Raw genomic sequence first — 26,352 nt, forward strand, 5'->3', positions numbered from 1 at the left:
GCCAGTCACCGCTTCTCATAACGAAAAATGGGCGAGCCATTGAGGTCGCCCATTTTCACTCATTTTAATCGTGCAGCAAGCCCGAGCTGTACTCGTTGAAGCTGTTACCGATTGAGCTCCCGCCAAGGTTCAACTTGTTGGGGCTTCGGCCGTCGAACTGCTGGCAACCTTCTGAAAAACAGCTGCTGGTGGTCACACCAGAGCAGGCGCTCAAGAGCAAAGCACCGGCGATAAACGCGACTTTGAAAAGGTTCGACTTCATTTTTCAGTTCCCTTTGGCTGCAATGAGGCAACGCACGACCTTACGTCACCATCCTAGTCGCCAGACCATCTGAAACATAATGAAACATCGCTGGCCGACAGCATTGGTTCAGCTGAGGGAGACTGGTTACCTTGAAATCCACAGGGAAGGTTTGGAATGACTCGAATTGTTGAAATCCTGATGTACACCTTGAAACCAGGATCGGGATCGGATTTCCATCGAATAATGCAGGAAGCAAGCATTCCGCTTCACTTGAAGGCTGGCATGGATGTCATTTCTTATGGCGGCTCAATACATGACGGTGACAGCTATCACTTGATTCGCGCCTATGAAAGCGAAAGCCATCGCCTGGCATCTCAAGATGCTTTTTACGCAAGCGCTGCCTGGAGAGAAGGCCCGAGAGCAGACATCATCAGCAGGATTGAAGTCAGTACAATGACCGTTATGGCGCTCACTCAAGACGCGATTGATGCCATCAGAGCTTCTCGTAAATCTATCTAGGGCTGACGCTCAATCAGCGTAACCATCCACTCCCCCTGCCCTAAAAAGCTATGTTCTGATGGTTCGGCGCGCTCGACACGGATTGGCAGGATGCTTACCAAGGAACGCCCACGAAACGTTTCATACCCATAGATCAAGGAAGAACATGATCAACATTCGTGAAGCCACCAACGCCGACCTCAACGCGCTACGTGAAATCGGCTGTGAGACCTACCGAGAGCATTTTTCAGCCATCTGGTCTCCGGCCGGCATGCAGGGTTTCCTCAATCAAGACTTCTCGCCCAGCGCGCTCGGCAAATCACTCGAATCACCTGCTAGCCATTGGTGGCTTGTAGCCTCAGACGACAGCGGTAGGGTCGTAGGCTTTTCCAAAGTTAACTGGTCAACGCCTGCACCTTTAACTGGCGAAATGGGCGTGGAGCTTCAAAAGATCTACTTCCTCAAATCCGACGCAGGACGAGGCTATGGGAAACAGCTTCTGCGCTTCATTTGTGACCGAGCGATAGAGCACGGAGAACGCTTGCTCTGGCTTGACGTACTCAAGACCAATGCCAATGCACGGCGTTTCTATGAGAGTTTTGGCTTGCGAGAGGTCGGTGAAATCCCTTTCAAAACTGACACCGCTGAAATCGGGATGGTAGTAATGGCATGCGAGCTTTCCCGATAGGCCAGCCCCCTATTCAGGAAACGTGGTGCTGAAGCCCCTCCAGAAGAGCGTTAAAAGCAACCTTGCAGCGCGGGCTATGGCGTAAGTCTTCATGCATGGTCAGCCATGTTTCCAGCTTGAACACAAATTGCTTTGCAAGCACACGAACCACGTTTGGATCACGCTTGGCCAGCGCTACCTGGCACACACCAATACCAGCACCAGCGCGGATCATCGCAAGCTGCGCGAGATCGCTATCGCTTCGCAGAGTGAAACTGTCCCGACGCCATTGTGGCAACGCCTTGCTGGCTCCACGCAGGAAAGGCGTTTCCTCGTCGAAACCGATCAGTGCGTGCTCGGCGAGGTCGGCCAAGTTGCAAGGCGTCCCGCGGTCTTGCAGGTAGGCCTGGTGCGCATGCAACCCAAGCTCGACATCTCCCACTCTTCGCGCAATGAGCGAGTCTTGCTTGGGAGGTGTCATACGGACAGCAATATCGGCCTCTCGGCGAAGCAGATCTTGCACGCGATTAGACAGCACAAGTTCAACTTTCAACTCAGGCCATTGACGTTGCAGACGCGCAATAATGGGCGGCAGCACTTCTGCTCCCATGACTTCGCTTGCGGTAATACGCACCGTACCCTTGATGCCATGCCCCTGACTTTCGGCAGCACGTTTCATGGCAGCGGCACTTGCCCTCATCGATTCAGCATATGGCTTCAGGGCCAAAGCCGCCTCGGTAGGCAACAGGCCAAGTTGAGAGCGGGTGAATAGCTTCAGGCCGAGCCGCTTTTCGAGCGCAGCGATATGCCGCCCGACGGTCGGTTGTGCCACACCTATTGAGCGCGCGGCGCCGGACAATGATCCGTTTTGCAACACGCTGAGGTATGAGCGGTACAGTTCCCAGCTAATGTCAGAGTCCATGCATAAATGTATAGCGACCACACAAATTTAGACAATTTTATTTAAGCTCCATAGGGACCAGACTTTCTCTATCGCAACGCAGAGAAAATTCAACATGGCAGCTGACAACAAGGTACTGGTTCTTGGTGCAACGGGCGGCATCGGCAACGAAATGGCACGGCAACTGCGCGATAGGGGGTGGGCGGTGCAGGCGCTTCGACGCAGCAAACCGCAGGCATCATGCATAAACGATGGCATTACCTGGATAGACGGTGATGCGTCCCGTCGCGACGATGTCATGGCAGCGGCGCAGGGTTGCTCAGTGATCATTCACGCCGTAAATCCGCCGGGCTACCGACGCTGGGAGACGCTTGTTCTTCCTATGCTCGACAACACGATCGCCGCCGCAAAAGCGCAAGGAGCGACGATCGTACTGCCAGGCACTGTTTACAACTTTGGTCCCGACGCATTTCCAATTCTGCGAGAAGACTCTCCACAACAGCCAAAGACCCGAAAGGGCGAAATCCGTGTGGAAATGGAGCGGCGCATGCGACTTGCAACCACTCAGGGAAGCCGAGTGATCATCGTACGTGCCGGTGACTTCTTTGGACCAACATCGGGCAATAGTTGGTTTGCACAGGGTTTGGTCAAACCGGGCAAAGCGGTGGCGAAAGTGAGTCTTCCCGGCGCTCCAGGTGTTGGTCATCAATGGGCCTATATTCCCGACGTGGCACACACAATGATCAATTTAATAGAGCGTCGCGAAGATCTGCTGCCATTTGCGGTATTTCACATGGCAGGCCATTGGGATGCCGATGGCATGCAAATGGCTGAGGCAATCTGCCGAGTTGTTACAGGCCGTGGTGGTAAACAGCCGAAACTACATCCCTTCCCTTGGTGGCTGATCAGGCTGACCTCACCATTTATCGAAACTTTTCGTGAACTGCTTGAGATGCGGTACCTGTGGAGCAGCCTGGTTCGTATGAGCAATACGCACCTTCAAGCTACAATCGGCCAAGAACTGCATACCCCTCTGGACCAGGCGATTGAAGCGACGTTAGAAGGACTGGGCTGCCTGCCATCGAATACACGACCGTGACAGGGAGCCAACGCGATCAAGGCGCCTGTCAGCCAAAGTTACTGGTGCAGTATGAAAGTCGCCAGGGTTTGCAGATCGTCCGGGCTTAACTGCGCGAAAGGGGGCATTGGGATATCCCCCCATTTGCCGGTGCCGCCGTGCTGAATGCTGGACGTTACCTTGGCCAGTGCCTGCGGGTCATTGGCATACTTGGCAGCCACATCGTGATAGGCCGGGCCTACGACCTTATGATCGATCGCGTGGCAGGACAGGCAGGAGTTGCTCTGGAGCAAGGCCATGGGTTCGCCTTTTGCTACAGGCGCTGCCGGGGGTTGGCCCGCCGACGGGTTCGAGGCAGCCTGCACATCGGCATCGCTCGCATGGGCACTACCGTAGGTCACCGCAAGGTAGGCGCCGATGATGCTCACATCCTGATCGCTGATCGGAGCACCATACACGTGCTGCATTTTGCTCGCTTCCCCAGTCCACTGCGCCAGGCTCATGCCGGGGGGCTGGAAGTTGATGTAATCGGCAGAATGGCAGGTGGAGCATTTCTGCTTGGCCAACGGGTAACCAGGCAGCGCACTTGGCTTGAACACGGCCGTTTCGGGCGGCAACGTGATCGATAGTGGCGCTGCGCTAACCATGGCAGCCAAACAAACCTGAGCCGCGCACAGCAAGGTGGTCATGCGTTTCATGCGTTTCATGCAGGCCCCCTCAGGCGACGGTCACGTGGCTGGTTTCTATGACGTGGCGGCGGTAGCCACCGGGGTTCCAGTCGGCTCGCAGCGGCTGCGTTTCGCCCGCACTGTTACTGGCTCGCACCATCAACTGTGTGGCGCCCTTGCTGGTAAAGGTGATCGGCAGCGTCCACTCACGGAAGGAGAAACGGCCAAGATCTTGCCCAAGCTTGGCTTCGAGCCAACTTTTCCCGCCATCGATTGACACTTCCACCTTGTTGACCCCAACACCGCTGTCGAACGCAATGCCCTTGAGCTCCACGCTCTTTTTCAGCGGCAGTACATCGCCGTGTTTGACGCTGGTGATGAAGCTGCGTACCGGCATCTTGGATATCGGCTGCGTTTGCGCCGGAGTGGTGCCGGGGGCGACGCAGAAACAATCGTTGTCCGGAACGCGGTAGCCTTTAGCCATAAAGAAACCGTCGTAGGTGTGGTCGACGACTTCGATCTCACTCAGGTGCTTGACCCAGTACGTGCCGAAATAGCCTGGCACCACCAGACGTATCGGGTAGCCGTTGAGGAATGGCAGGTCGGTACCGTTCATCGACCAGGCGATCATGGGCTCGCCGTCCATGGCATGGCTGATGTCCAGGGCCTTGATGAACTCCGGCGTGCTCGGCAGCACTGGCTTATCGAGCCCACAGAATGTCACTTGCCTGGCGTCGGCTTTCACACCCGCCTTTTCCAATACCGCCTTGAGCGGTACCCCCACCCAGCGGGCATTGCCCATTGAACCATTGCCCAGCTGAGCGCCGAACACGCGCGGCATCGAGAAGCCACGGCTGTTACCCGAACACTGATTGACGGCCACCACTTCTACCGGTTCGGCGAGGGCCTTGAGTTCTGCAAGGGAAAGTGACAGCGGCGTGTTGACCGAGCCCTTGATCGTCAAACGGTAGCTGTCCGGATCGATGCTGGTAGGGAAATTGGCCAGGTGGTAACGCACGAAAAAGGCGTCATTCGGCGTGATGGGCCCTTCGTTGAAGACGGGGAATGGCGTCTCAAGGTGCGGCGGGCGGGTGGTCACCAGGGTCAACGGTCGTTTTTGCGGGTATTGCACCAGCGGCCGTGGGCCAGCAGCAAAGGTCACTTCTTCGGCGGCTTCGTCGGCCGCCTTGGTTTCGTCGGCTGCCTTGGCGAGGCTTGCCAACGGAGAGGCCGCCAAAGCCAGGGTGAAGGCATCGCGTAGAACGCGCCGGCGGCTCGGCTTGCTGTTATCTACAAAACTGAACTTCATTCTGCACTCTCTATGATTGTTTTACTGAGATGCAACCGACAGCCCCGCGTCAGGGCGCAGAGGCATCGGGCTTAAAGTGTAGGTGGGGTTTCGCTTCACTGTTCGACGTCGGTGAGCAATCCAGTATCGTCACGCGCCAGTCGACTGCTTCTCATTGAACGTCAGTGACTTAGCATTTGATGACAGAGGCTGCCGACACGTGCGAGCCCGTCATCAAAACGATGCCTTCAAAGCGTCGATGCAGAAATTCAACGGAGAGTTGGTGGCTCAATCCACTCCCGCGCAGCTCACCACGACCGTGCCTCTCGAATGGGGCACCTCGATACGAAGTTACCGTTCGATTACCACCCTATCGGGTTGTTTGGTTGTCATACATTACGCGGGGAGATCCAGATGACTTCTGGTGTATCCGCGCACCATACCGTTCTATCCGGTCGCCTTCCCAATATTACGACCTTGATGAACGCCAGCCTGCTGGGTAGCAAATGACGCGGATAACAATTTCAAGCAGTACATCCAGCATCGAAGCTCCATGGCATAGCCAATTTCAACATGATTACGATCGTAGTTTGGGGCCTGCCGGAGAAGATGCCCGGACTAGACTCGCTCATCCTGCAGCCCTGCCATACTGTTCAGCATGGCCAGTGCAACCTTCCGCTTCTACGAGGAGCTCAACGATTTCCTGCCGGCCGAACGGCGGCGGCAGTCCTTCACCTGCGAGTGCGCTCGAGGGGCGACGGTCAAGCACATGATCGAGGCGCTCGGGATACCGCACACCGAGGTCGAGCTGGTGCTGCTCAACGACGAGTCAGTGGGCTTCGAGCGGGTGATCTTCGACAGTGACCGGCTGGCGGTGTATCCCAAGTTCGAAGCGCTGGACATCAGCCCGCTGCTCAAGGTTCGTGCGCAACCTTTACGGGTGCTGCGCTTCGTCGCTGATGCGCACCTTGGCGGGCTGGCCAGCCTGCTGCGCATGAGCGGCTTCGACACCCTCTACGACAATGGCTTCGAGGATGGCGAGATCGCCGAGATCGCTGCGCAGCAAGGACGCATCGTGCTAACCCGCGACCGCGATCTGCTCAAGCGGCGGATCATCAGCCATGGCTGTTACGTGCATGCCCTGAAGCCGTCACTGCAGCTGCGCGAATTGTACGAGCGCCTCGACCTGGCTCAAAGCGCGCGGCCATTCAGCCTGTGCCTTCATTGCAACCTGCCGCTGCACGAGATCAGCCCGGAACTGGCCCGGCCGCAGGTGCCGCCACGCGTTGGCGCCCTCTATTCGCACTTCCTGCGCTGCGACGCCTGCCAACGGGTTTACTGGGAGGGTTCGCACTGGCGCGGCATGTGTGCACTGCTGGCACCTCTGCTGGACCGATAGCCGAGCGCATCGGGCCGGCTGCGTTGCCAGGGATAACTGGCTTTTGCATCAGGTAGATAACGGTCAGGAGCGGTCGCAGGGATAAAGCTGAAACAACCAAAATCTACTTCCCTTCAAGCTTTCGTTTCAGTCGCCTGAGATCACTATTGACGATCAGCTTATGAGCTAGACCTACCGGCAACATGTAGATGCGCCCAAAGACGTTATGCGTTACGACAGATGATGTGATCGTGAACACACGATCTGTTATCGAAAGGCAAATCATGACATCCAGGTGCCGGTCACGTTCGGTCAGAACCAGCATGTCGGGGGTACTATGCTCCACCAGAAAGAAATCCAGCCGTTCGCCAGCGTGTATTGTCTCTCGCCTAGCGCCGGAGAACCCGCCGATCCGCTTCACGCCGAATAACGAGGAAATCGCGTCCCTCGTTCGGAAAGCTAGCCGCATGAGCAGTCCCGGTTCGGCCGTCATGATGTTCCAAGCGTCAAGAGTGGTGATTTCAACAGGGAGCGGAACCGACCTGCTGTCATAGTAATCAAGATCGGACAGTGCACGCAGAGTGTGAGCAGGTGATGTGGTAGCCAAACATTATCCCTTTCAGTGGCCCGACTGCCATTCCCGATAAAATCGGAAGCTGATCATCATGTAGCCATGCTATTTCATAATTACCCCCAAATATCCCTTAACTGTTCGCTGAATGAATATCTACCGGCTACAGGCCGGTATGGGTTGTGGATTCAACCGGTCGATGCAACAGATTGGCTAAAAGTAACCGCTCAAAGCTATCTACAGACACCTGGGCGATTCAGTATTCCAATCTTGGCAAGTCAACCGGTACAAGCGCACCGGCCGACCATGAAACTCAAGAACGTCGAACTCTTTAAACCCAGCATGTTCAGCAACTCTGAGCGAGGCCACATGCTCCGGCTCGATTATTACGACTACGGACGCCAGTTGCCTGCGAGCAAAAGCGTAATCAACAACCCCTTTGACCGCTTCGGACGCGAGACCTTGGTTCCAGTACCTTCTGGCGAACCGATAACCCAAATTAGCTTCTTCTACCCCGTCAACCATTTCAGGCCCAACACCACAAAATCCCACGAGGTCATTGGAACCCTTTTCCACCAGGGCCCATGGACCCATTCCGTGAGATGCATAGCACTCCAAACACCAGTCAATAAAATTACGCGTGGCATTCTCGTCACAAACCCCACGAACTGAATACTTCATCACCTCAGGATCGCTCAGAATCTCCGTAAGTGCGGGCAGATCTTGCCGCGATAATGGCCGTCCGATTAGCCTCTGTGTTTCAAATAAATGCACCCGTTCCTCCTTGTGCATAACGTTAAACTAAGGGGTGCGCTTTAGCGTGGCCCTCTTAAATCCGGGGCTAGTCTTCGGTAGTACAGCATCCCAGTCATTGCTCAGTCTCCGATTATGGCTAACTGCAATTAGGTTCTTTACGAAAATTCGCTGAGCCATGTTTGAAGGGAGAACGGGCCTAACAACGCAGACTGCCCCGCCGCATAGAGTCATTGCCGGCAGCGCAGGGGATTACTTCTGGCTAAGCGCCGCGATGGACAGGCCAGACACGACAAAAGTCAGACCGGCCCCCACATTCAGGCCATTGACCAGCCGCGGCCGTTGCCGAATACAGCTCGACAGGCCGGTAGCAAATATCCCCATTAGCGCGAAACCCACGGCCGTCAGTGCGGCAAACCATCCCCCATACACCAGCATCTGAAGTGTTACGGAGCCCAATTGCGGGTTGACGAACTGGGGAATGAACGCCAGGACGAACAACCCCGGTTTCGGATTGAGCGCCGCAGAAAGAAAGCCAGTGAGGAAGATGCTGCGCAGCGACTGACTGGCTGTTGGCGTGAAGTTGATCAGGCTGCGGGCACGCAAAACCTTGATGCCCAGCCAAAGCAGATAGCCCGCCCCGATCACCTTGACGATCCAGAACGCGACTACCGAAGTTTGCATGAGCAAAGTCAATCCCAGGGAGGCCGTCGTCACGTGGAACAGGATCCCTGTGCCCGAAGCCAGCCCTGACACGAAAGCGGCCATACGGCCTTGGCTGAGCCCTCTGCCAATCGCCAGCAGGTTGTCCGGCCCGGGTGATACAACCAGCAAGATGCAGGCTGCGGTATAGGCAAGCCAAGTATTCATTGGGAACACGGTCACTCTCCTTATGCGCGATAGCGGAATCCATCCTCATGTCCACCGCAACTCTAGCCTAGATGTCGCAGGCAGCGCTATTCGAGACATCGATATCAACCTGACTAGATAAACGGTCGCTTTCTGGCAGCGATTGAATCGCCCACGCTTCTGTAGACAGAGGTCGTAAGCGCCCAGCCAACACACCCTCCGGAATCCAAACCTCAATGAAGCACACATCGCCCCCAGCGTTGGGGTCAGAACGAGATTGGCTGAATGGTTAGGCCAATGCATCACCAGTTCATAATCATCGGCAACCCAGGACGGAAATCGTGTGTCTGGCAGCTTGCGCCATGATCGATTTCCAATACGACCAGATGCTCATGACCATGAACAATTTCAAATCCTTTCAGCTGGTTTGCGCAGTTGGCAGGGGTAGAAAAAGCTTGGCTGTTGGGAGTGGTAACTCGCACAGATGTAATGTCGCGAAAGCCGTTGGGATGTTCAAACGGCTGCGCTCGCTCAATCGGAGCCTCATCTGGTCTCTTGGCAAACGAAAGAAAAAACCACATCGGTTCGGATATAGGCGCATGTCCCACGTCGACTTTCAGGGCAGCTGGTAAGTAAACAGGTCGATACTCCCAGACCGGAAATATTGGCTTCTCGCCTACGGTGGATGGTCTGAAGCAAATTCCAAAGGGCGCAGCGACTCCATCTGCGCACTTGAGGCGGTCAAAGAGTTGGGTTGGCGCTGTTAACTGACTTTGAGCTTCTAACTCATCGGTGAGATGTAAAAGCTCAATGAAAGAATTTCGGAAGAAGAACCTTCTATTGGCAGTGCCTTGGCCTGGGTGTACGTTTGGCGTCCCTTCAGCAAGCCCGAGGGCTTTCAGAGCGTCAGCGCCTCGACCTTCATCATTCACACAAATAAAAATGTGATCTATTTCCATCGTTAATTCCCTTTAATCCTGTGATTTGACTGCCCAATTATTCGGCAACAGGCGCGCAGTTGTTCGGTGTCCAACTCCACTGGCGAACCGTGCCGAGAGCCTGACCAGAAGAATTTTCCCTGGTGCAAACGACGGGCTGCCAGCCAGATGCCCAGCCCATCATGCACCAGCACTTTTATGTGGGGGGGCGCGGCGATTGGCGAACAGATAAGCACAGTGCGGCTGCGCCGCACAGAACACCGCCACGACCCGCGCAAGCGCGGTGTCTGTGCCGGCGCGCATATCCATCGGTTCGGTGGCGAGCCAGATCGAATCGATGCGGATCATCGTGTGCTTGAGGGCGGTCTGTCACCGCTTCCCATAACAAAAAATGGGCGCCCTCTAGAGTCGCCCATCTTCATTACGACGCCAACACCTGCGCCTGCAAACGTCGCCCGATAACGTCCAGCAAATCACAGCCATCGCGCAGCGGAATCGCCAACACCCGCGCGAAGTCATGCAGCACCACTGCGTCGCTGCTGATTTCCTCGCGCATCGCGAGATTCTCCAGCAACTGGGTCACGGCGCTAATGCGGTAAGCGGCAGCGTCGTGCAACACGTCAAGGGGCGCTTCGGTGTCGATCAGCAGAGAGTGGAAATTGCTGTCGATGCCGGTGATGGGTATGTAGCGAGCCATGGCTAAACCTCTATTGGATAAACGATCGTGACCACTTAGTGGCCGGATACTGGAGTGACCGCGGACGCCGTCGAATCGGACGTGTCGAGATGGTCCAACGCTCGGTTCACCAACAGCTCGCCCAGGACGATCAATTGCTGAATCGCCAGAGCCTTGTTGCGGCGCGAGCCTTCGAGCTCGAAGGCCAGGTCAGTGATCATCGCACTGAGAGAGGCGAGTGTTTCAGAGGCGTGGACCCATAAGGTCTCGGTGTCGACGTCGGGGGCAATGGTGAAGATATGGCTTATAGGGTTGGCGGGGTTTGGGTTACGCGAATGGTCACAGAGGGGATCTGAGGTGGAAAGGCTTGGAGTTTCGGGGGGATCGGGGGTGATCTTTTTCATTGGCTCATTCCTAGAATTAAATTAAGGAACTGCCGGCATCACTTCCACATGATGGGTGGCAGCTGTACGCAGGTGTGGAAGACCGGGGATCTAGGAACCCGGCGCACCCGAAAGTGCCCCGCGCACAGCTGCCATAACTTAACAGCAGACATGAAAAAAGCGCCTGCTTAAATTTATGGGCGCTTGTGCGCCTAGTCGTGTTACGGCCAGAAGCGGCCTGTGGGGTGCGCCTCGGAAATCTGGGGCAACTCACAATTTTTACTCAATGCTACTTACTCACTCGGGCGGGTAGCGGTACCGATTTTCCGGCGCAGAATCATCATTCCCGCAGATACAGGGCGAGTTGCACTGCGGCTCGCGGATGGCCGCCGGCCACCCGCGAGCCAGTGCCATCAACCCAGCAGCTTAAGCTCGTCTTTACCGTACTTGAGCGATTTCTCGTCTGGAATCATCAGGCCAGTGTGCTCGTCGCGCCCCTGCAAGACGAAGCGGGCGTTCGGGTTGCCCAGTTGGGTAGCGGCCTGCTGGCTGTCGGCGCCGATCTCGCCCTTCTTCATGCGGTTGACGATCACCCCCACCGCCGTATCGTTGAAGTCGCGCAGCATCCAGGCATCGCCATCGCTGTCGCCAGCCACCAACACCGGGCCATAGCCCTTCTGTTTAACCAGCACGTTCTTGATGCCGACGGTCTTGCCCGGACCGTAATTGAAGTGCCAGTCTGGCTGATAGCGACTGGTGTACTTGCCTTCTTCCATCGCCATGCGCAGGCCGATCACGTTCTCAGGCGGCACGCCGTATCCGTAATGCGGATTGCCCGCGAACACGCGTACCACATCGTCGATCGAGGCGGTGCTGACATAGACGTCGATGCCGTTGGCGCGCAGCGTGTGCATCAGGCCGCGGATTTCCTCATGGATTCGGATGCCATGAAAGTGCGTATCCGCCACCACCCCAGCCTTGCCCGGCAATGTGCGTGAACTCTCGTACTTGACCTTGCGCAGCGCGTCACCGATGGCGTAGTTGTTGGAGGCCTCCGCCATCGCCTGCAATTCAGCCGTGGTCATGTTCTTGTAGAAGTACAGAATCCACTTGTAGCCGATTTCCACCGGGTAACTGTCGCAGATCGCGTCGTACATGAAGTAGAGCTTGGCGAGAAAATCCTTGTACTGCTCGCTGGCCTGGATCTCTTCCAGGCTCTTGTCGCCGGCGAGCCCCTTGTAGTTGGCATGCAGCCAGCGGTAATCCGCTTCCACGTCGCTGGCAATGTCTTCCATCTTGACCGGCTTGCCGTCCACCGTGGTGTAGTCCTTCATGAACGCGCCGTTCGGCACGTCCTGACGCACCACAGCGGCGAACTCATCGGGCGTCAGCTTGTACTGCAGATGATTGATCTGGTAGACCAGCAGCGCTTCTTCACAGTCGTTCATGATGCAGGTGTTGTCCCAGTCGAACACCGCGTACGGGCGCTGCTCTGGACGGTAGGACGCGCTCTTGACGCCGTGCTCATCGATCACCGCCTGCAGACGCTTTTGGTTAAGTGGCGACCAGCGCGCCGGGTCCAGCGCACTGGGTGTGGCCGGGGGCGTGGCGGCTTGCGTTAGGCAGGATGACAACAACAGCGGAGAGACGACGGAAACAGTGGCGAGGGTGTTCAGAAACTGGCGACGCTGCATGGCATAGCTCCTACTTCTAGACGAGAGGTTACAACCGAGGCGATGGCGAAAGCGTGTTTCGAAAAATGGACGAGGGGAAGAAACCGTCCGGCCACGAGGCTAGCTCCAAATACACAAAAAAACAATAATGCCTCAACATTGCACAAATATGACGCGCAGACCGCGCCAGCCCAATGATCATGGGGCCGCGCCAAACTTGACAGCGACCGACGCCCCTCCACAATGCGTGCTCGGACAGCGACTCAAACAGCAGGGACACCAGGCATGTGGCAAGAAGAGCGTTATCAGCGGATCCGCGTACTGCTATCGACCTTGCAGCGCGTCACCACCGACCGCATCGTCACCGAGCTGAATGTTTCACGCGAGACTGTGCGGCGCGACCTGGTCGCTCTGGAAGAACAGGGGGAGTTGAAGCGGATACACGGCGGCGCCATCCGCGTTGAGGACGAAGCGCCCATCGCCGAGCGGGCGCAAAGCAACGTCAAGTTCAAGCGCGACCTCGCGCGCGCCGCTGTCAGCCTGCTGTCGCATGGGCAGACGGTGTTCATCGACGCGGGCACCACCACCGTCATCCTTGCCGAAGAGTTGGCCAAGCTGGGAGGGCTGACCGTGATCACCAACTCGTTCAACGTGGCACTGCAGCTGCGCAACCCCGCCGCGTCGGGCGGCCAGCACAACGAGGTGCTCGTACTGGGCGGTTCACTCGACGACCGTGCGCCGGCGACGGTCGGCAGCACCACGGTGGCGGAAATTGGCCGCTATCGGGCCGACCTCGCGCTGTTGTCGCCGGTCGGCATCGACGCCCAGCGCGGTGCCAGCAACTACGACCACCGCGAAGCCGAAGTCGCGCGTGCCATGGCCGACAATGCCGAACGCGTGGTCATCCTCGCCGATTACAGCAAGATTGGCGTGGAGAGCCGCGTCGCCTTCTGCCCGCCAGATCGCATCGACGTGCTCATCACAAACCATAAGGCCAGTACCGAAGCGGCGTTTGCCGCACTGAACGCCAAGCTGAAACGTATTGTCCTGGTGTAGCGGTGGCTTGGCGGTTGCAACAGGAACTGACGCTGCGTGATGCTCTAGTGCGGCGCAACCGGGTAGATCTTGCACGATGCGACTCTCGGCGCGGGCAAACTGACCGTAACTGTATTGGCTGCGAACGCCTGCAATGGGTCGATTCTGTTGAAAACAGTCGGTCTGCCCAAACTGCCTGATCATTGACTGGTGAAAACGCCTTTTTTACACGCTGGTACGTGAAGTCTGAGTCCGGAAGCCTCTGCCAAAAGTAAAGATTTCAATCTCGGACGCGTACTTTTCTGCTGCGCAAACCATGGCCGACTTTTTCAACAGAATCGGTTGGTTTCAGCCGGTCGTGACAGACTGCAACCGCCCCGAAGCATCCGAAGGCAAGGAGGCCTACAAACTGGCCGCGACACTCGTTGGCAAATCGCTCTCTGGTTAAACCCGGCCGGCCTCCGCCCATTGTCCAGGTATTAGATCCCACATTGCCCAGTTCATGTTCCTGACCTTGGGTGACGGATGCGCATACGCGAATATCTTCACGTTCATCGACTGCATGAACTTCTCAGCCCTACCCGCCTGCCGGCCTACCAGCACTACCGTTTCAAGTTTCGGCAACAGCGTCAAGCGCAAAATGGGGACAGATTTATTTTAAGATCCCTCAAACATTCCTTTTTTGAAGACCTTTCAACCGCAAACTCGCCCGTTGCACGGCAGCCATCTTTTCAGGTCGCTTCATGCGCTTCCACTTCCTGATGTCCTCCTTGGTGCGGCCACAACTCACACACAGTTCACCGCTCAACTGGCAAACGGAAATACAAGGGTTTTCGATATCCTTGGCCACGCTTCAACCTCGAGTCGAGCGCTTGCGCGCCAAGCGTTGTTGCCAGTTGCCGGCATTGGCGCGCTGACATTGCTCTTCAGTATCGAAATGCACATGGGCCGAGACCGGACTGACGAGAACATTCGCGTCTCTTAACGCCACGGCAGTCAGTTCGACCATGCGCTCGCCCTGCCCGCTAGCAATGGCCTGGTCCTTATGGGCTTGTGTATCGAAGACCCAGACAACCATCAGGCTGGAAGGGAACACTTCGTAATCTATCTCGTGGGTCAGCCAGGAGAACCCCACTATTTCCGCTTTGGCCGTCTCACACGCCTCGGTCAGGGTAGCCACCAGGCGACGTTCGATGTGCGCCTGATCGCGTTTGTTTAAAAGCATGGGTTGATCCTTGTCACTGCCGAAGTAAAAAACCAATCATAGGATACTTCAATGCCCTCTTTCGGCTCTTACAGGGCAAAGATCAGGTCAATTGAGCAAAACCCTCGACAGTCGCGGTAGGTCGGTAGCTACCGGTCACGAATAGCAGGATACGACCCAGCAATCAGTCGTGACCGGCAGAATCGGCCAATAGGACATTCGCAATCAAAGAGGGATTTATTCGCCGAGGGCAGCTGCTGTGCAGACAACCTGGACGGCGGCTCAATTCGCCCCAAATGACTCCTTTCGATCATTCACAGCCAAACGGTCTAAGCTCATCCGATCGGGACCTTATCTTGCTTCAGATCGCTCGCTATTTTGGGCGTAACGGCTTGCTGGTGGATGGGGCATGTCGATTATAGGCATCTCGTTCCGGGGTCAACCCTGGCCGCCAAGCTACCCTTCCATTGGCTCCGGGCACCTTCCACGCGCACTTGGAGACACCGTCATGTTCCGCGTCCTGTTTCCCGCTTTTATGCTGCTGGCTCTAAGCATCCCGGTACGTGCTCAGGTGACTCCATTTCCTGCCTCCTTTCGTACTCAGGACATCCCTATAGACGGCGTCACACTGCATGTGCGCGTCGGCGGCAAGGGGCCGGCCGTGGTGTTCCTGCATGGCTTCGGCGACACCGGCGACATGTGGGCGCCACTGGCCGCCGAGCTGGCCCGGGATCACACAGTCGTGGTGCCGGACCTTCGTGGTATGGGCTTGTCGTCGATCCCGGACAGTGGCTACGACAAAAAGACCCAGGCGGGCGACATCCGTGCGGTGTTGGCAGTTCTGGGTATCGAACACTCGGTGGTCATCGGCCATGACATAGGTACCATGGTCGCCTATGCCTACGCCGCGCGTTATCCGCAGCGTACCGATCGCCTGGTAGTGATGGATGCGCCCGTACCGGGCATTGCGCCCTGGAATGAAATTGTCCGCTCACCGATGCTTTGGCACTTCGACTTCGGCGGACCGGATGCTGAACGCCTGGTCGCCGGTCGTGAGCGAATCTACCTGGATCGGTTCTGGAACGAGTTCGCGGGCGACCCCACCAAGGTGGATGAAGAAACCCGTCGGCATTACGCCACTCTCTATGCCCGCCCCGGCGCCATGCGGGCAGCCTTCGCCCAGTTCCGCAGCATTCGTCAGGATGAGGTGGACAACAAAGCTTCGATGAAAACGCGGCTGACGATGCCGGTGCTGGCCATCGGTGGTGAAAAATCCTTCGCAGGCAATGAAGCGATCGTGATGCGCAACGCAGCGGACAAGGTCACGGAAGTGGTGGTTCCTGGGGCAGGACATTGGTTGATGGAAGAGGCACCGACACAGACCATTCGATCGATTCGCGACTTCATCGCGCAGTGACGTAGCCTACATTCAATACTCACGCGCCCCTTCTACCCGCCTCTACCCGCCGCTCCCATAAGGTCGAGTAATGACCTCAAGGAGATGACCGTCGGGGTCCTCAAAATACACCCCGCGGCCACCGTCGTTCCGGTTGATTTCTCCAGCCCGGTGCTTGCCAGGGTCTGCCCAATACGGCAGCCCTCGATCGTGGATGCGGGCGAAGGTTTGATCGAAGTCGTCTTCGCCTATCAAGAAGGCATAATGTTGGGAGGAAATCTTGCTATCGCTCTCGTGGAAGTCGAGTGAAACGTTGTTGTTGAGTTGAACGACCAGCGTTGCTCCGAATCGGGTGGCGGATTGCAGGCCCAGAACTTCCGTGAAAAATGTTGCTGATTTCTGCCTGTCGCGGCACCAGACGATAGTATGGTTTAGCTGCACGCTCATGTTGCGCCTCCTTTTAGCATCCTTAGAAATCAACAATCATCTCTGCGGGCCTACGCCCAGTTGTCGCTTGAACGGCCACCATCGCCTCTGCAACCGCTTCGGGATCTCCTTCGCAGCGTCGTGTTTTCAGGCGGGTGCCGGGATCGCGAAGTTCGCCCGGGCCCACGCGGAAAACTTCGTCGGCTGTCGGCCGGCGACTCTGTTGGCCAGCGTAATTGCATCGTGCGAATCCCCTCCAAGGTAGGTGTGGGCTTCGAAATAGGCGAGCATCTCCGCGATTTCCTTGGCGCCCGGGAACCAGCCAGCAAAAAGTTCTTGCGGGACTTGTTTGAACGAGAATGTGTGTCCCTGTTGATTCAGCGTGGCGATGACCTCGTTGAAGCTCAGGAAGTCGCCAACCAGCGGCAAATGTTCACCTTGCCCCGCGAGTTCCGGCTGCGTGAATGCACCGACCACGATGTGGCCGAGTTCGGTGATGTCGCCCATGTGAATGACGCGCTTCTGCGGATCGAGCGGCATCGCCCAACCCAAGGCCCCATCCGCTTGCTTCTGGGGAGCCATTACGCCGAGCAGATTTTGGTAGAAGAACGGCGCGATCACGAATGTGTGGTGCGCAAATCCAGCCTCCCTCACGATGCGGTCGATGTTTGCTTTGTCCGTGAAATGCGGAACATCGAGCTTGCCGCCGCTGATCGTCTCCACGTTCGGAAGCGTCGACCAGATGAAGTGCTGAACACCGGCCTCTTTCGCCGCGTGAACGGCCGCGAGTGCCTGTTTGTGCTCGTCCGTGCCCGCTTCGTGGAAGTTGGTGACCAGAAAAACCCCGTGTGCTCCAGCAAACGCGGCTTTCAGTGTTTGCGGACGATCCAGATCCGCCAGCACGACTTCGTCAGCCAACTGCGGATGCTTGGCTGGATTGCGCGTCAACGCGCGCACCTTGAATTGACCGCTCGCCTGCAGCGCACGCACAACGGCGCCGCCCTGATGACCGGTTGCGCCGACGACGGCGATGAGCTTTTTGGTGTTTGACATGGTAGTTCTCCAATGAATAGTTTCTTGGTAGAAAAATCGTTTCGGCTGCAAGTCTTCAGGCCGAAGGAGATTTCAGCGCGCTCGCAAGCACGTCGCAGAGAGGCTTGGGCGGGCGGCCAGTGATTTCGGTGACGAGGGTGGTGCTCATGCGGCTTCCCTCGCGCTCTTGAGCGCCTTGGTCCACCACGCGATGTCGTCGAGCAACTCGTTGGCAGCCCGCGCCAGGTGCGGAATCCAGTGCGCAGGCTTTTCGCCGAAGCGGCTTTCGCGTGTCGAGCCGATGACGATGCCGATCCGAGGTGGTTGCTGTGGGGTCATGTTGATTGCGGAAGAATGGGTCATGGCGAATCAATCTCCTTGCAAAGCCCGCTGTGCGCAGGCGTTGGGAGCCTCGCGGCTCGGTAACTCAACAGTAGGGTTTGGCCGATTGGTTGACTAGCCGATAGAATTGGATTGCACTCATCCACCTACGCCAGGAATAGCCGACCATGCTCGACCTCAATGACATCGCCATGTTTGTGCAGGTGGTGCGCAGCGGCAGCTTTGCTGAGGCCGCGCGGCGGCTGGGTTTGCCGCCCAATACCGTGAGCCGCCGCGTCCAGCAGCTCGAAGCGCATCTCGGCACGCGGCTGCTGCAACGTTCCACCCGCAAGCTCACGCTCACCAGTGCAGGCCAAAGCTTTCATGAGCGTTGCACGGGAGCGGTCGACGGCCTGCTCGAAGCGGGGCAGGAGTTGATGACGGGCAGCAGCGAACCCAGTGGCTTGGTACGCGTGGCGGCGCCGGCTGACTTCTTCGACCTCTTCCCGATGGAGTGGGTGGCCGAGTTTCTGGCCGCGCATCCGCGCGTGCGACTCGACTTCGTGCTCAGCGATGCGAAGGCCGACTTGATCGCAGAGCAGATCGACATTGCCTTTCGCGGCGGGCCCTTGCGCGATTCAGGCTATGTCGGCCGTCAGATCTTCGACCCCCGCAGCGACGGGATGGTGGCAAGCCCCGCTTACATCGCCACGCACGGCTCACCCAGCACGCTGCAGGATCTGGTTAGCCACGACTGTGTGATCGCCGCGCATCCCAGCGGCCACGCCACATGGCGTTTGGTAGGCCCCAATGGCGAGGAAGAAGTGCAAGTCGCCGGGCGCTTCAGCGGCAATACCGCGCAGGCACTGCGCAAGGCCACCGTGGCCGGACTCGGCATCGCTCTACTACCACCCGCGATGGCCAGGCTCGACGTTCAGGCCGGCGTGCTCGTCCCGGTGCTGCCTCAATACCAGCGCACCGGCTATGGCATGAGCGTGCTGTATCCGAGCCGCCGGCACCTGCCGCTCGCGGTATCGGCGTTCATCGGGTTGGTGATCCAGAAGATGAATGCGGTAGAAGCACCCGAGGTGCATCGATCTGTGCGGCGTCGATAGCGAGTGGCGGCTGGGCCTCTGTGCCTGCATCACCACTACTCGTGGACGACCTGCCCGCCTTCCGCTGTCTATCGCCAGCCACCCTTTACGTGAATTCCGGAGTAGCCTCTCCTTATCTTCACAGGAGCATGAAATGAAAATACGAATCCAGTCTGTCAGTTACAACGCTGATTTAGAGCCAGAAATTTTCTCGGTCCGCCTTCTCCTGGAGCCGGATGATGGCTATGAAGGCGTCTTCATGGGAGAGACCGTTGTGACCATCCCCTTTGATTCCGAGCTGACGTTTTCGCAGATTGAGCTGAAGGCGATAGCCGAGGCAAAAAGGGTTATCTGAAAGCAACGTTGGGGGCATCGGCGGTCGCGGCAGGAATGGCAGTTACCTGCCACTCCCCGCACAGATCCGTACGTGCGGAACTGCCGCATACGGCTCCTGGGTGGGCGCACGCTTACGTCACGTCTAGCTGATACTATTGCGCCCCCATGTGCTGTGTTGTTCAGGCACGATCATCCCGCTTCAAATACCCGCAGGAGTGCACCCTACGTACTCGCGGGAGCGCAAAACAAGGACGTAATTACAATGGACAGGGAAATTATCTTAATGCGTCATGGTCAGCCGAATCTGGCTGTGTTCGACAAGGTTTCAGCGCTCGATATGAAACGCTGGATCGAGCAATACGACCTATCCGAAATCATCAACCAGCCCGTCCCGAAGGCTAGTGTGGAACTGGCCGTTACCGCCAAAGTGATCGTGTCGAGCAGTGCGCCCCGGGCGCTGACCTCTGTTCGGGCGCTGGGCCTTCAGCCCACCCTTGTAGATGAGATTTTCTGCGAGGCGCAGCTGCCCCATGGACGGTGGACACTGCCGCGCCTTTCACCGTTTACGTGGGCATTTATTCTTCGAATTTTATGGTTGTGCGGTTTCTCAGGGAAGGTCGAGTCTGCCCGTAAGGCCAGAATACGAGCTAATACGGCAGCTCAACGACTTCAGTCCCTTGCCAGCGAAGGGCCGGTCCTGCTGCTCGGTCATGGATTCATGAATCGAATGATCGCCAAGCAGTTGGAAGCTGCCGGATGGACTCGCCATACAAACAATGGCAACCGTTACTGGAGCGCGACGACCTATCGAATGAATCAGAGTTAAGACACGGCGACAGCCCGCAGGCTACCTTGTGCAGCCTCTTTTAAGTGGCCTGTCACCTCGTCTCATAACAAAAAATGGGCGCCCCCTTGAGGTCGCCCATTTAAATTTTTAATCAGTAAAAACCTACGACTTACTATCCAGCGGTTACTTTAATGACTTGCTCGATGCGCTCACGCGCCGCCCCGGTAAGCCGCTTGATACCCAAGACTCTTGCTATTTCAAGGGGCCTATCAGAAGCCTGAATCAAAGAAGCCAACATCAGTAGCTCTTCGGCTGCGATTTCCTCTACAGATCTAGCATCATCAAAGGTTGCAGGAATGCGATAGCTGTTCCAAGCAGCGATATCACTTTGCGCTCGCCACACAAATTGCCCATCGACCGGGTCGTTTTTCAGATGATGATTCTGTTCGGTAAGGTCCAGCACTCGATCACGAATCAATCGGCCGGACCGCTGAAAACCATGGGCTCGTGCAACGCGCTGCACCAGTAATGAATCGAGTATCGGAGCCTCTTGAATCAAGACATGCTCAATCAGCTCGGCAAGGACAGGGTTGTACTCTTGCGAGTAGAAATCATCGGCCTTTATCCGGTCACTCAGACCACTAAAATCCGTCACACGGTATTCACTTCGGATCGCAGAAACCGGTGAAATTTCACAGGCGCCGGCAATTTTCATCTCTGCCAAAACGGGATCAGCTTTAGGTGTGGGCTGCTTAGCTGGCTCTACTGGCGGAGTATCCGGCGCCGTCTCGACGGGTAGACTCTTCACTAGCGAAAGCTGAGGAGAATGGGCCGGCGCAACAGGTTCAACTTCGATAGCCCTGCTTGAACGAGAGCTTTCCAGCAAGGCTTCCAGGGCTGCATGCAAACGATCCAGTGCGCCCGCTTTATCAATCCACCACTCAGTCGACCAAAGCCGCACAAGCTTCCAGCCCAAGCCCTTGAGAATCGCGCTGCGTACCTTGTCTCGATCCCTGGCGGTCGCTGCACTGTGATACGTCGCGCCATCACATTCAACGCCGACCAGATAGTCGCCGGGCCTGTCTGGATGGACGATTCCAAGATCAATACGGAACCGAGAAACGCCGATCTGTGGCACCACCTGCCAGCCCTTTCGTCTGAGGCCCTGAGCAACAGCCTCTTCAAACGGCGAATCATATCCACCCACCGATCCTTGTACGGCCTCAGCCAGCGCTCGCGGCCCACGCTGAGCGAACTCGATGAAATGTTTCAAGTCACGCACCGCTCGAGCGTTGGTGCGATTGAGGTCAACCATGGACGCGTCAAATGAGGAAAACACCAACATCTCGCGTCGTGCGCGGGTGATGGCAACGTTCAGTCGACGCCATCCACCTTCCTTGTTGAGCGGGCCAAAGTTCATCGACATCACCTGAGCGCCTGGCTCAGTCGGGCCATAACCCACACCCAGCATGATCAGGTCACGCTCGTCGCCTTGTACTGTTTCAAGATTTTTGACCACGACAGGCTCTGGGAGATCATCCTGAAAGAAAGCTTCAATGTGCGGATTTTGCTGGCGTGCCCGATCCAGGAGATCAGTAATCAGTCTTTGCTGATCGGTATTGAGCGTGATGATCCCGATCGAATGCCCCGCTGCTACAAAAGCGGGATCAGTCAAACGCTTCACTGTTTCCGCTACGATTGCTTCTGCTTCCGCTTGGTTATGCCGACCTTTACCCTTCGCGTAGACACCTTCTACTCGACGCCATTCAACGGCACTGGCACGGGTTTGCGCGGCAGGGAAGGTAATCAAGTTACTGTCGTAGTAACGATGATTGGAGAACGCAATCAAACTCTCATGACGGCTTCGGTAGTGCCAACTGAGACTGTGGCTTGGAATCCCTGCGCCCAGGCACTCGTCCAGAATGCTTTCCATATCCTCCGCCGTATCATCCTCTTCAGAGGCAGAAGCGCCTCGGTTGAAGAAGTTGGTCGGTGGCATTTGTCGAGGGTCACCGGCGATGACGACCTGCTTACCTCGAGCGATGGAGCCAATGGCATCCCATGGAGCAATCTGGGACGCCTCGTCAAAAATGACCAAATCAAAAAGCGCCTGATCGGGCGGCAAATACTGCGCAATAGAAAGCGGGCTCATCAGCATGCAAGGCGCCAGTTTGGACATTGCATCGCCCATTTCCACCGCAAGCTGGCGTACCGGTTTGTGGCGTCGCGACTTTTGCAGTTCATGTTTGAGGATGCCGAAACCACCCTGCTTGCCGATTTCGTTCTTGGACGGAATCAGGCCGCACAGTTTTGCACGCACATAACGAACCGTGAGTTTGGAAAGCTCGTCATCCAGTCGGCCAAATGCCTCAATATCACTGACATGCTCTGCTGGAACGAAATTGCGCAGCAGTGGCTGCGAATCAATCACGACCGTTGCAAACCATCGGGCGTAAGCCGTTTCGAAAGCGTCGCTGGCTCCCCCTTCAGGAAGTGCATTGATGGTTAGCGCCTCTGTAAGCGGTTGCAAACCGAGCACTATCGCCTCCTCCCGAACCCTGGACCAATCGCACCATGCCTTGAGCTTCGTCTCTTGCTCTACGATGGCGTTAGCGGTGTTGAGCAGTGGCTCGATCGTAACTTTGGCATCAACGGCGTTGCCCGCAAGCTCGTTAAACCGTCCAGCTATCTGATTGAAACGAGAAAGAGCGTCCTTCAGTTGATGCAAAGCCGAGTCGATAAACCCGCCTCCACCGAGCAACTCATTGGCCTCAACGACCAACTTTGCTGTAGCGCTTCGCAGGGTCATCAGGTCCTCGGGAGAACTCGAGAGCACGATGATCATTGCGCGGATGCGCTCACTGAGCTCAACCGAGGTGGTGATGAGAGACGTGTCGCTGGATACGCCATTCCAGCCGGGTATTGATTCCAAGTCCGCAGCGAGAGCATCCAGCGAGGTGAGCAAGGTACGCAGTTTGAACAGCTTTGGCAGGTCAGACTCCGTATCCGGCAGGCCAGATACACGGCCTTCGGCAGCCAAATGCTTCGTCACTTTCTTCTTTGCCAGCGTCGCGAATATCCAGAATTTACGCTGCGCTTGATCCCAATCGTTCTTTATTTGCTCGAGATTGAGCCCCCGACAGGCCTCCTGCCCATAAGGTAAAGACAGTGATTGCTCTATCGTTCGATAGTCATCTAAAAGCTGAACGGCTCGCTTCGCCGCAACGATTTTTGCATTCGCATTGAGCGTGAAGGCAAACGTTAGATCCAGACCGTTCGCGTCGATCAAGAGTGATACGAAATTGGCCAACCGGGCAATGTCATCGCCCTGCGCAACCGGTAGAGAGAGATGGGTTGCTTTGAGAAGGCTAGCGCTCGCCGCCTTCAATTCCTGGATCACCACAGGAAGCGCTCGTGCGGTGGCAACGATTGCCTCTTGCCAACCGTTCGACCACTCAGTACGACACAACAACCCAAAGCGACTGGAAAGATCCCGCGCAGCAGGACTGTTAAGATCAAGGCGCCTCACTACATCCCGAAACTGCGCATACATAACTGCGTCATGCACTGTTCCTTCAGGCCACGCCAAACGAAGTGTGGCTGAGGTTCCGTCACGAACAACACGACCAATCGCTTGATGTACCGATAAGCCATTGGGCCAACGCCGATGTAATAGCTCAACGACCGCGTTCAGTTTATTTCGTAACGTGAGTATTTTCGCCGTTTCTCCTGCCCACTCCTCAGCCGTCAGCGTGTCACGCACGTCCCAGGCACGCTCCAATTGCTTGAGCACTTCGACTTTTGACGTCTTGCTCGAGTGGAGTTCCAGACAAAATTCACCTAAACCCTTTTCTTCCAGCCGACGATAGACAACATCCAGAGCCGCCATTTTCTCGGCGACAAACAGCACCCTGCGTCCCAATGCCAGGTTATGAGCAATCATATTGGCAATGGTTTGCGACTTTCCTGTTCCGGGTGGTCCGTCGAGTACAAAGTCACAACCACTGGCCGAAGCGACGACGGCCGCAAGCTGGGAAGAGTCTGCGGGCAATGGCGTAAATAAATGTGCCGGATCGACTTTGGCATCCAGTTCATCAGGTCGTGGAAACTCGCCTGACGAAGTGAATCCCGCTCCGCCCGCTGGACGCTCCAATAAGTGCTTGACCAGAGGGCTTTGTAGAAGCTGCTCAGAGCGAGCAGCCAAGTCCTGCCACATCAGGTATTTGGCAAAGGAAAAGGTCCCCAGGACGAGTTCGGTCGTCACCTCAAACCCAGGAACATCCCGGACTGCCCGCCTCACGGTATTCCAGATACCTTCAACATCGATGCCGCTCTCATCGGTAGGAAGCTCTCCTTCCAATCCCGGGATCACCAGTTCAAAGTCGTGCCGAAGCAGCTCAAGCAACGTCAAATTGAAGCGTGGTTCATCCTCAAGCAGGGTCATCGTCACGCCAGACAACGCGCTTTTTCGATCAAGTTTGACCGGGAGCAATATGAGCGGCGCCGAATAGGTTTTTGGGTCGTCTGCAGATTTTTTCCACTTCAGAAACCCGATCGCCAAAAAGAGCGTGTTGGCGCCACCTTCGTCAAGGTCGCTACGGGCCTTGCGATACAGTTCGATCAAGGCGACTTCGAGTTTGCTCTTCTCTAAGGTGGCCAGTACCTCACCGCGTGTTGTTAGCGCGGTACGCGCATACTCATCGCGCAAATTTTCTCGATTCTGCTGTTCGTAGAGCGCCGCATCTCTACCTCCGGCTTCCAGATCAGGTATTGAGACGATCCGAATGCGCTTACCACTGGCAAGTTGATCTTCTAGTTCAGCAGGATCCGGGCATATCAGACGCACACCTTTTGCACTATCGGGTAGGTGCAAGAGCCGGTTACGCGTGGTGAGGTCCAATAGTTTTCTTTGCCACAGCGTGAGCTTTCCCGCTGGACTATCGACTTCAGAAGCTATCTCCACGTCAAAGCCTGGAAGGACAGGTGCATCCTCCAGCGCCTCGAATGCCTGCGGTTCATGACTGTCGTCAACTTTTAGCGACGTCGATGACATCGCCAGAGGGCGAATGCGTTGCATCCGGGCACGATGTATATCAACCGCCATGATGAAATCATCATCATTGATCTGGCGCTCAGCGTTGGATACGGCCTGGCTGAAGCTGGGTACGGGCATCTGGGTTGCCAGCGTGGTTTCGAAAACCAGAATTTCCTTTAGATCGATCCGCTTTCGTACAGCCGACGCTTCATCAGTGATGAGTTGAGAAAACTCCTGCGGCTGCAGCCACACACCGACAAACGCGTGGCCCTTGGTCAGAATCAATAACGCATTGAGCCCTGCCTGCTCCAACGCCGCCGCAAAAAGCAATGCGGTATCCAGACACGTCGCCACGCCGCCTTCCAGAATCAAACCCGGCGTTCGTACCTTCTGTCCTTGAGTTTCAAAGCTCGCGGGAGGCACGGCATAGCTCAGCCTAAGGCCACACACCGCTGACCATAGAGCGGAAGCCAGCTCCCAGGTTCGGGTTCTCGATTGGCCGGTATACCCGTCAATGCCATCTTTCTTCCCGGCACGACGCAGCACATCAGCAGCCGATTTCAATACGCGATCCACAGCAGGATCGTTTGGCATCGCAAACGCGGCCAACAGCTCCGGCATGGAAAGGACGCCTCCCCATTCATTTTTTGCCAAAAGCTCAACGGGAAACGATTGGCTATAAAGCACTTCGTCTTTACAACTAAGGCGCAGGATTACATTCGCGTTAAGACTTTCAGTCAGGTCAGCCAAATATCCAGCATTGAGGTTCAGATTGCGCTCAGCAATGTGAAGACGTGAATCTTTGCTCAGACGGTCAAGACGCCATGTCCGCGCCTCCAGAAAGGGCGGATCGGCAACGAGTTCAAGAACAAGATCGTTGTAATCGGTATGACCATCGTTGAGCACAGCAAGCTCTCGCAAAACTGGCACAGCATTTTGGTGGGAGGCAAAGCCAATTTTGCTGGCAATCACTCCTTCGATCTTGATGGTCATCAACCATTACTCCATGGTGAGCGCAGTCACGCTTATCTGAAAAATGCTGTAATTAAAGACGGACCTAGCCGGTAACGCTGTGCGCACCCAAAAAGCGATATAGAAAAAGTAGAAAAAGGGGGGGGGCA

General features: G+C 56.4%; 28 protein-coding genes. 9 read left to right on the top strand and 19 right to left on the bottom strand.

What is annotated here, in order from left to right:
* Positions 1 to 64: 64 nt before the first annotated feature.
* A complete protein-coding gene (locus ACN1C3_RS04200) occupies positions 65 to 262 on the bottom strand; it encodes a hypothetical protein (RefSeq protein WP_419114519.1) in 198 nt (65 codons plus the stop codon).
* A 156-nt stretch (positions 263 to 418) separates the two neighbouring features.
* On the opposite strand from ACN1C3_RS04200, the gene ACN1C3_RS04205 reads away from it, so the two are divergent.
* Positions 419 to 763 carry an NIPSNAP family protein gene (locus ACN1C3_RS04205; protein WP_419114520.1) on the top strand — a complete coding sequence of 115 codons (345 nt, stop codon included), beginning with the start codon at positions 419 to 421 and terminating at the stop codon, positions 761 to 763.
* 145 nt (positions 764 to 908) lie between these two features.
* Entirely contained in the window at positions 909 to 1,430 is a 522-nt protein-coding gene (locus ACN1C3_RS04210) for an N-acetyltransferase family protein (RefSeq protein ID WP_419114521.1), read from the top strand.
* Between the two features lie 13 nt (positions 1,431 to 1,443).
* On the opposite strand, the gene ACN1C3_RS04215 is transcribed toward ACN1C3_RS04210, so the two are convergent.
* Positions 1,444 to 2,331, bottom strand: a complete 888-nt coding sequence (locus ACN1C3_RS04215; RefSeq protein ID WP_419114522.1) for a LysR family transcriptional regulator — start codon at positions 2,329 to 2,331, stop codon at positions 1,444 to 1,446.
* A 94-nt stretch (positions 2,332 to 2,425) separates the two neighbouring features.
* On the opposite strand from ACN1C3_RS04215, the gene ACN1C3_RS04220 reads away from it, so the two are divergent.
* Positions 2,426 to 3,409, top strand: a complete 984-nt coding sequence (locus ACN1C3_RS04220; protein ID WP_419114523.1) for an SDR family oxidoreductase — start codon at positions 2,426 to 2,428, stop codon at positions 3,407 to 3,409.
* Between the two features lie 38 nt (positions 3,410 to 3,447).
* Here the strand turns inward: ACN1C3_RS04220 and ACN1C3_RS04225 are convergent, their stop codons facing one another.
* Positions 3,448 to 4,095 carry a c-type cytochrome gene (locus ACN1C3_RS04225; RefSeq protein ID WP_419114524.1) on the bottom strand — a complete coding sequence of 216 codons (648 nt, stop codon included), beginning with the start codon at positions 4,093 to 4,095 and terminating at the stop codon, positions 3,448 to 3,450.
* A gap of 10 nt (positions 4,096 to 4,105) precedes the next feature.
* On the bottom strand, positions 4,106 to 5,365 hold the full coding sequence (locus tag ACN1C3_RS04230) for a molybdopterin-dependent oxidoreductase (protein ID WP_419114525.1): 1,260 nt from the start codon (positions 5,363 to 5,365) through the stop codon (positions 4,106 to 4,108).
* A gap of 637 nt (positions 5,366 to 6,002) precedes the next feature.
* Here ACN1C3_RS04230 and ACN1C3_RS04235 point away from each other — a divergent pair.
* The gene (locus tag ACN1C3_RS04235; RefSeq protein ID WP_419114526.1) at positions 6,003 to 6,743 is read left to right on the top strand and encodes a Mut7-C RNAse domain-containing protein; all 741 of its coding nucleotides are present in this window, start codon (positions 6,003 to 6,005) and stop codon (positions 6,741 to 6,743) included.
* A gap of 103 nt (positions 6,744 to 6,846) precedes the next feature.
* On the opposite strand, the gene ACN1C3_RS04240 is transcribed toward ACN1C3_RS04235, so the two are convergent.
* The 9 genes from ACN1C3_RS04240 to ACN1C3_RS04280 form a co-directional block, all read right to left on the bottom strand.
* Positions 6,847 to 7,329: a DUF2867 domain-containing protein gene (locus ACN1C3_RS04240; protein ID WP_419114527.1), complete on the bottom strand. Its 483-nt coding sequence runs from the start codon at positions 7,327 to 7,329 to the stop codon at positions 6,847 to 6,849.
* A gap of 201 nt (positions 7,330 to 7,530) precedes the next feature.
* Positions 7,531 to 8,067 (bottom strand): GNAT family N-acetyltransferase, encoded by a 537-nt coding sequence (locus ACN1C3_RS04245; protein WP_419114528.1) that lies wholly within the window; start codon positions 8,065 to 8,067, stop codon positions 7,531 to 7,533.
* Between the two features lie 231 nt (positions 8,068 to 8,298).
* On the bottom strand, positions 8,299 to 8,925 hold the full coding sequence (locus tag ACN1C3_RS04250) for a LysE family translocator (protein ID WP_419114529.1): 627 nt from the start codon (positions 8,923 to 8,925) through the stop codon (positions 8,299 to 8,301).
* Between the two features lie 272 nt (positions 8,926 to 9,197).
* Positions 9,198 to 9,854: a VOC family protein gene (locus ACN1C3_RS04255; protein WP_419114530.1), complete on the bottom strand. Its 657-nt coding sequence runs from the start codon at positions 9,852 to 9,854 to the stop codon at positions 9,198 to 9,200.
* 2 nt (positions 9,855 to 9,856) lie between these two features.
* Positions 9,857 to 10,087, bottom strand: a complete 231-nt coding sequence (tnpB, locus tag ACN1C3_RS04260; RefSeq protein WP_419114531.1) for an IS66 family insertion sequence element accessory protein TnpB — start codon at positions 10,085 to 10,087, stop codon at positions 9,857 to 9,859.
* Positions 10,014 to 10,181, bottom strand: a complete 168-nt coding sequence (gene tnpB / locus ACN1C3_RS04265) for an IS66 family insertion sequence element accessory protein TnpB (RefSeq protein WP_419114532.1) — start codon at positions 10,179 to 10,181, stop codon at positions 10,014 to 10,016. The genes tnpB (ACN1C3_RS04260) and tnpB (ACN1C3_RS04265) overlap by 74 nt, the downstream gene beginning before the upstream one ends.
* 73 nt (positions 10,182 to 10,254) lie before the next feature.
* Positions 10,255 to 10,530 (bottom strand): hypothetical protein, encoded by a 276-nt coding sequence (locus ACN1C3_RS04270; protein ID WP_419114533.1) that lies wholly within the window; start codon positions 10,528 to 10,530, stop codon positions 10,255 to 10,257.
* A 35-nt stretch (positions 10,531 to 10,565) separates the two neighbouring features.
* Entirely contained in the window at positions 10,566 to 10,913 is a 348-nt protein-coding gene (locus ACN1C3_RS04275) for a DUF6124 family protein (RefSeq protein ID WP_419114534.1), read from the bottom strand.
* Positions 10,914 to 11,305: 392 nt separating this feature from the next.
* On the bottom strand, positions 11,306 to 12,586 hold the full coding sequence (locus ACN1C3_RS04280; protein ID WP_419114535.1) for a haloacid dehalogenase-like hydrolase: 1,281 nt from the start codon (positions 12,584 to 12,586) through the stop codon (positions 11,306 to 11,308).
* Positions 12,587 to 12,850: 264 nt separating this feature from the next.
* On the opposite strand from ACN1C3_RS04280, the gene ACN1C3_RS04285 reads away from it, so the two are divergent.
* Positions 12,851 to 13,621 carry a DeoR/GlpR family DNA-binding transcription regulator gene (locus ACN1C3_RS04285; RefSeq protein ID WP_419114536.1) on the top strand — a complete coding sequence of 257 codons (771 nt, stop codon included), beginning with the start codon at positions 12,851 to 12,853 and terminating at the stop codon, positions 13,619 to 13,621.
* A gap of 646 nt (positions 13,622 to 14,267) precedes the next feature.
* Here ACN1C3_RS04285 and ACN1C3_RS04290 read toward each other — a convergent pair.
* Positions 14,268 to 14,450 (bottom strand): DUF1289 domain-containing protein, encoded by a 183-nt coding sequence (locus ACN1C3_RS04290; protein ID WP_419114537.1) that lies wholly within the window; start codon positions 14,448 to 14,450, stop codon positions 14,268 to 14,270.
* A gap of 3 nt (positions 14,451 to 14,453) precedes the next feature.
* The gene (locus ACN1C3_RS04295; RefSeq protein ID WP_419114538.1) at positions 14,454 to 14,825 is read right to left on the bottom strand and encodes a hypothetical protein; all 372 of its coding nucleotides are present in this window, start codon (positions 14,823 to 14,825) and stop codon (positions 14,454 to 14,456) included.
* Between the two features lie 487 nt (positions 14,826 to 15,312).
* Between ACN1C3_RS04295 and ACN1C3_RS04300 the strand changes: the two genes are divergently transcribed.
* Complete coding sequence (locus tag ACN1C3_RS04300; protein WP_419114539.1) at positions 15,313 to 16,221, top strand: alpha/beta fold hydrolase; 909 nt, start codon at positions 15,313 to 15,315, stop codon at positions 16,219 to 16,221.
* 42 nt (positions 16,222 to 16,263) lie between these two features.
* Here ACN1C3_RS04300 and ACN1C3_RS04305 read toward each other — a convergent pair whose 3' ends face one another.
* The 3 genes from ACN1C3_RS04305 to ACN1C3_RS04315 form a co-directional block, all read right to left on the bottom strand.
* A complete protein-coding gene (locus ACN1C3_RS04305; RefSeq protein WP_419114540.1) occupies positions 16,264 to 16,647 on the bottom strand; it encodes a VOC family protein in 384 nt (127 codons plus the stop codon).
* Between the two features lie 126 nt (positions 16,648 to 16,773).
* Complete coding sequence (locus ACN1C3_RS04310; RefSeq protein WP_419114541.1) at positions 16,774 to 17,679, bottom strand: NmrA/HSCARG family protein; 906 nt, start codon at positions 17,677 to 17,679, stop codon at positions 16,774 to 16,776.
* A gap of 144 nt (positions 17,680 to 17,823) precedes the next feature.
* Positions 17,824 to 18,021 (bottom strand): hypothetical protein, encoded by a 198-nt coding sequence (locus ACN1C3_RS04315; protein WP_419114542.1) that lies wholly within the window; start codon positions 18,019 to 18,021, stop codon positions 17,824 to 17,826.
* A gap of 146 nt (positions 18,022 to 18,167) precedes the next feature.
* Between ACN1C3_RS04315 and ACN1C3_RS04320 the strand changes: the two genes are divergently transcribed.
* The 3 genes from ACN1C3_RS04320 to ACN1C3_RS04330 all read left to right on the top strand — a co-directional run bounded on the left by ACN1C3_RS04320 (position 18,168) and on the right by ACN1C3_RS04330 (position 20,235).
* The gene (locus ACN1C3_RS04320) at positions 18,168 to 19,094 is read left to right on the top strand and encodes a LysR family transcriptional regulator (protein WP_419114543.1); all 927 of its coding nucleotides are present in this window, start codon (positions 18,168 to 18,170) and stop codon (positions 19,092 to 19,094) included.
* Between the two features lie 133 nt (positions 19,095 to 19,227).
* On the top strand, positions 19,228 to 19,428 hold the full coding sequence (locus ACN1C3_RS04325; protein ID WP_419114544.1) for a hypothetical protein: 201 nt from the start codon (positions 19,228 to 19,230) through the stop codon (positions 19,426 to 19,428).
* A gap of 243 nt (positions 19,429 to 19,671) precedes the next feature.
* Positions 19,672 to 20,235, top strand: coding sequence for a histidine phosphatase family protein (locus tag ACN1C3_RS04330; protein WP_419114545.1), 564 nt, complete (start codon positions 19,672 to 19,674; stop codon positions 20,233 to 20,235).
* A gap of 133 nt (positions 20,236 to 20,368) precedes the next feature.
* On the opposite strand, the gene ACN1C3_RS04335 is transcribed toward ACN1C3_RS04330, so the two are convergent.
* Positions 20,369 to 26,224: a DUF3320 domain-containing protein gene (locus tag ACN1C3_RS04335; RefSeq protein ID WP_419114546.1), complete on the bottom strand. Its 5,856-nt coding sequence runs from the start codon at positions 26,222 to 26,224 to the stop codon at positions 20,369 to 20,371.
* Positions 26,225 to 26,352 lie beyond the last annotated feature (128 nt).

Origin of the sequence: Pseudomonas sp. H11T01, assembly GCF_048515765.1 — a bacterium.
GTDB lineage: Bacteria > Pseudomonadota > Gammaproteobacteria > Pseudomonadales > Pseudomonadaceae > Aquipseudomonas.

What these genes read in the sequence shown, in the direction of transcription:
- ACN1C3_RS04200 (WP_419114519.1), bottom strand. Translation starts at nt 262, where the DNA reads ATGAAGTCGAACCTTTTCAAAGTCGCGTTTATCGCCGGTGCTTTGCTC.
- ACN1C3_RS04205 (WP_419114520.1), top strand. Translation starts at nt 419, where the DNA reads ATGACTCGAATTGTTGAAATCCTGATGTACACCTTGAAACCAGGATCG.
- ACN1C3_RS04210 (WP_419114521.1), top strand. Translation starts at nt 909, where the DNA reads ATGATCAACATTCGTGAAGCCACCAACGCCGACCTCAACGCGCTACGT.
- ACN1C3_RS04215 (WP_419114522.1), bottom strand. Translation starts at nt 2,331, where the DNA reads ATGGACTCTGACATTAGCTGGGAACTGTACCGCTCATACCTCAGCGTG.
- ACN1C3_RS04220 (WP_419114523.1), top strand. Translation starts at nt 2,426, where the DNA reads ATGGCAGCTGACAACAAGGTACTGGTTCTTGGTGCAACGGGCGGCATC.
- ACN1C3_RS04225 (WP_419114524.1), bottom strand. Translation starts at nt 4,095, where the DNA reads ATGAAACGCATGAAACGCATGACCACCTTGCTGTGCGCGGCTCAGGTT.
- ACN1C3_RS04230 (WP_419114525.1), bottom strand. Translation starts at nt 5,365, where the DNA reads ATGAAGTTCAGTTTTGTAGATAACAGCAAGCCGAGCCGCCGGCGCGTT.
- ACN1C3_RS04235 (WP_419114526.1), top strand. Translation starts at nt 6,003, where the DNA reads ATGGCCAGTGCAACCTTCCGCTTCTACGAGGAGCTCAACGATTTCCTG.
- ACN1C3_RS04255 (WP_419114530.1), bottom strand. Translation starts at nt 9,854, where the DNA reads ATGGAAATAGATCACATTTTTATTTGTGTGAATGATGAAGGTCGAGGC.
- tnpB (WP_419114532.1), bottom strand. Translation starts at nt 10,181, where the DNA reads ATGATCCGCATCGATTCGATCTGGCTCGCCACCGAACCGATGGATATG.
- ACN1C3_RS04270 (WP_419114533.1), bottom strand. Translation starts at nt 10,530, where the DNA reads ATGGCTCGCTACATACCCATCACCGGCATCGACAGCAATTTCCACTCT.
- ACN1C3_RS04275 (WP_419114534.1), bottom strand. Translation starts at nt 10,913, where the DNA reads ATGAAAAAGATCACCCCCGATCCCCCCGAAACTCCAAGCCTTTCCACC.
- ACN1C3_RS04280 (WP_419114535.1), bottom strand. Translation starts at nt 12,586, where the DNA reads ATGCAGCGTCGCCAGTTTCTGAACACCCTCGCCACTGTTTCCGTCGTC.
- ACN1C3_RS04285 (WP_419114536.1), top strand. Translation starts at nt 12,851, where the DNA reads ATGTGGCAAGAAGAGCGTTATCAGCGGATCCGCGTACTGCTATCGACC.
- ACN1C3_RS04295 (WP_419114538.1), bottom strand. Translation starts at nt 14,825, where the DNA reads ATGCTTTTAAACAAACGCGATCAGGCGCACATCGAACGTCGCCTGGTG.
- ACN1C3_RS04300 (WP_419114539.1), top strand. Translation starts at nt 15,313, where the DNA reads ATGTTCCGCGTCCTGTTTCCCGCTTTTATGCTGCTGGCTCTAAGCATC.
- ACN1C3_RS04305 (WP_419114540.1), bottom strand. Translation starts at nt 16,647, where the DNA reads ATGAGCGTGCAGCTAAACCATACTATCGTCTGGTGCCGCGACAGGCAG.
- ACN1C3_RS04310 (WP_419114541.1), bottom strand. Translation starts at nt 17,679, where the DNA reads ATGTCAAACACCAAAAAGCTCATCGCCGTCGTCGGCGCAACCGGTCAT.
- ACN1C3_RS04315 (WP_419114542.1), bottom strand. Translation starts at nt 18,021, where the DNA reads ATGACCCATTCTTCCGCAATCAACATGACCCCACAGCAACCACCTCGG.
- ACN1C3_RS04320 (WP_419114543.1), top strand. Translation starts at nt 18,168, where the DNA reads ATGCTCGACCTCAATGACATCGCCATGTTTGTGCAGGTGGTGCGCAGC.
- ACN1C3_RS04325 (WP_419114544.1), top strand. Translation starts at nt 19,228, where the DNA reads ATGAAAATACGAATCCAGTCTGTCAGTTACAACGCTGATTTAGAGCCA.
- ACN1C3_RS04330 (WP_419114545.1), top strand. Translation starts at nt 19,672, where the DNA reads ATGGACAGGGAAATTATCTTAATGCGTCATGGTCAGCCGAATCTGGCT.
- ACN1C3_RS04335 (WP_419114546.1), bottom strand. Translation starts at nt 26,224, where the DNA reads ATGACCATCAAGATCGAAGGAGTGATTGCCAGCAAAATTGGCTTTGCC.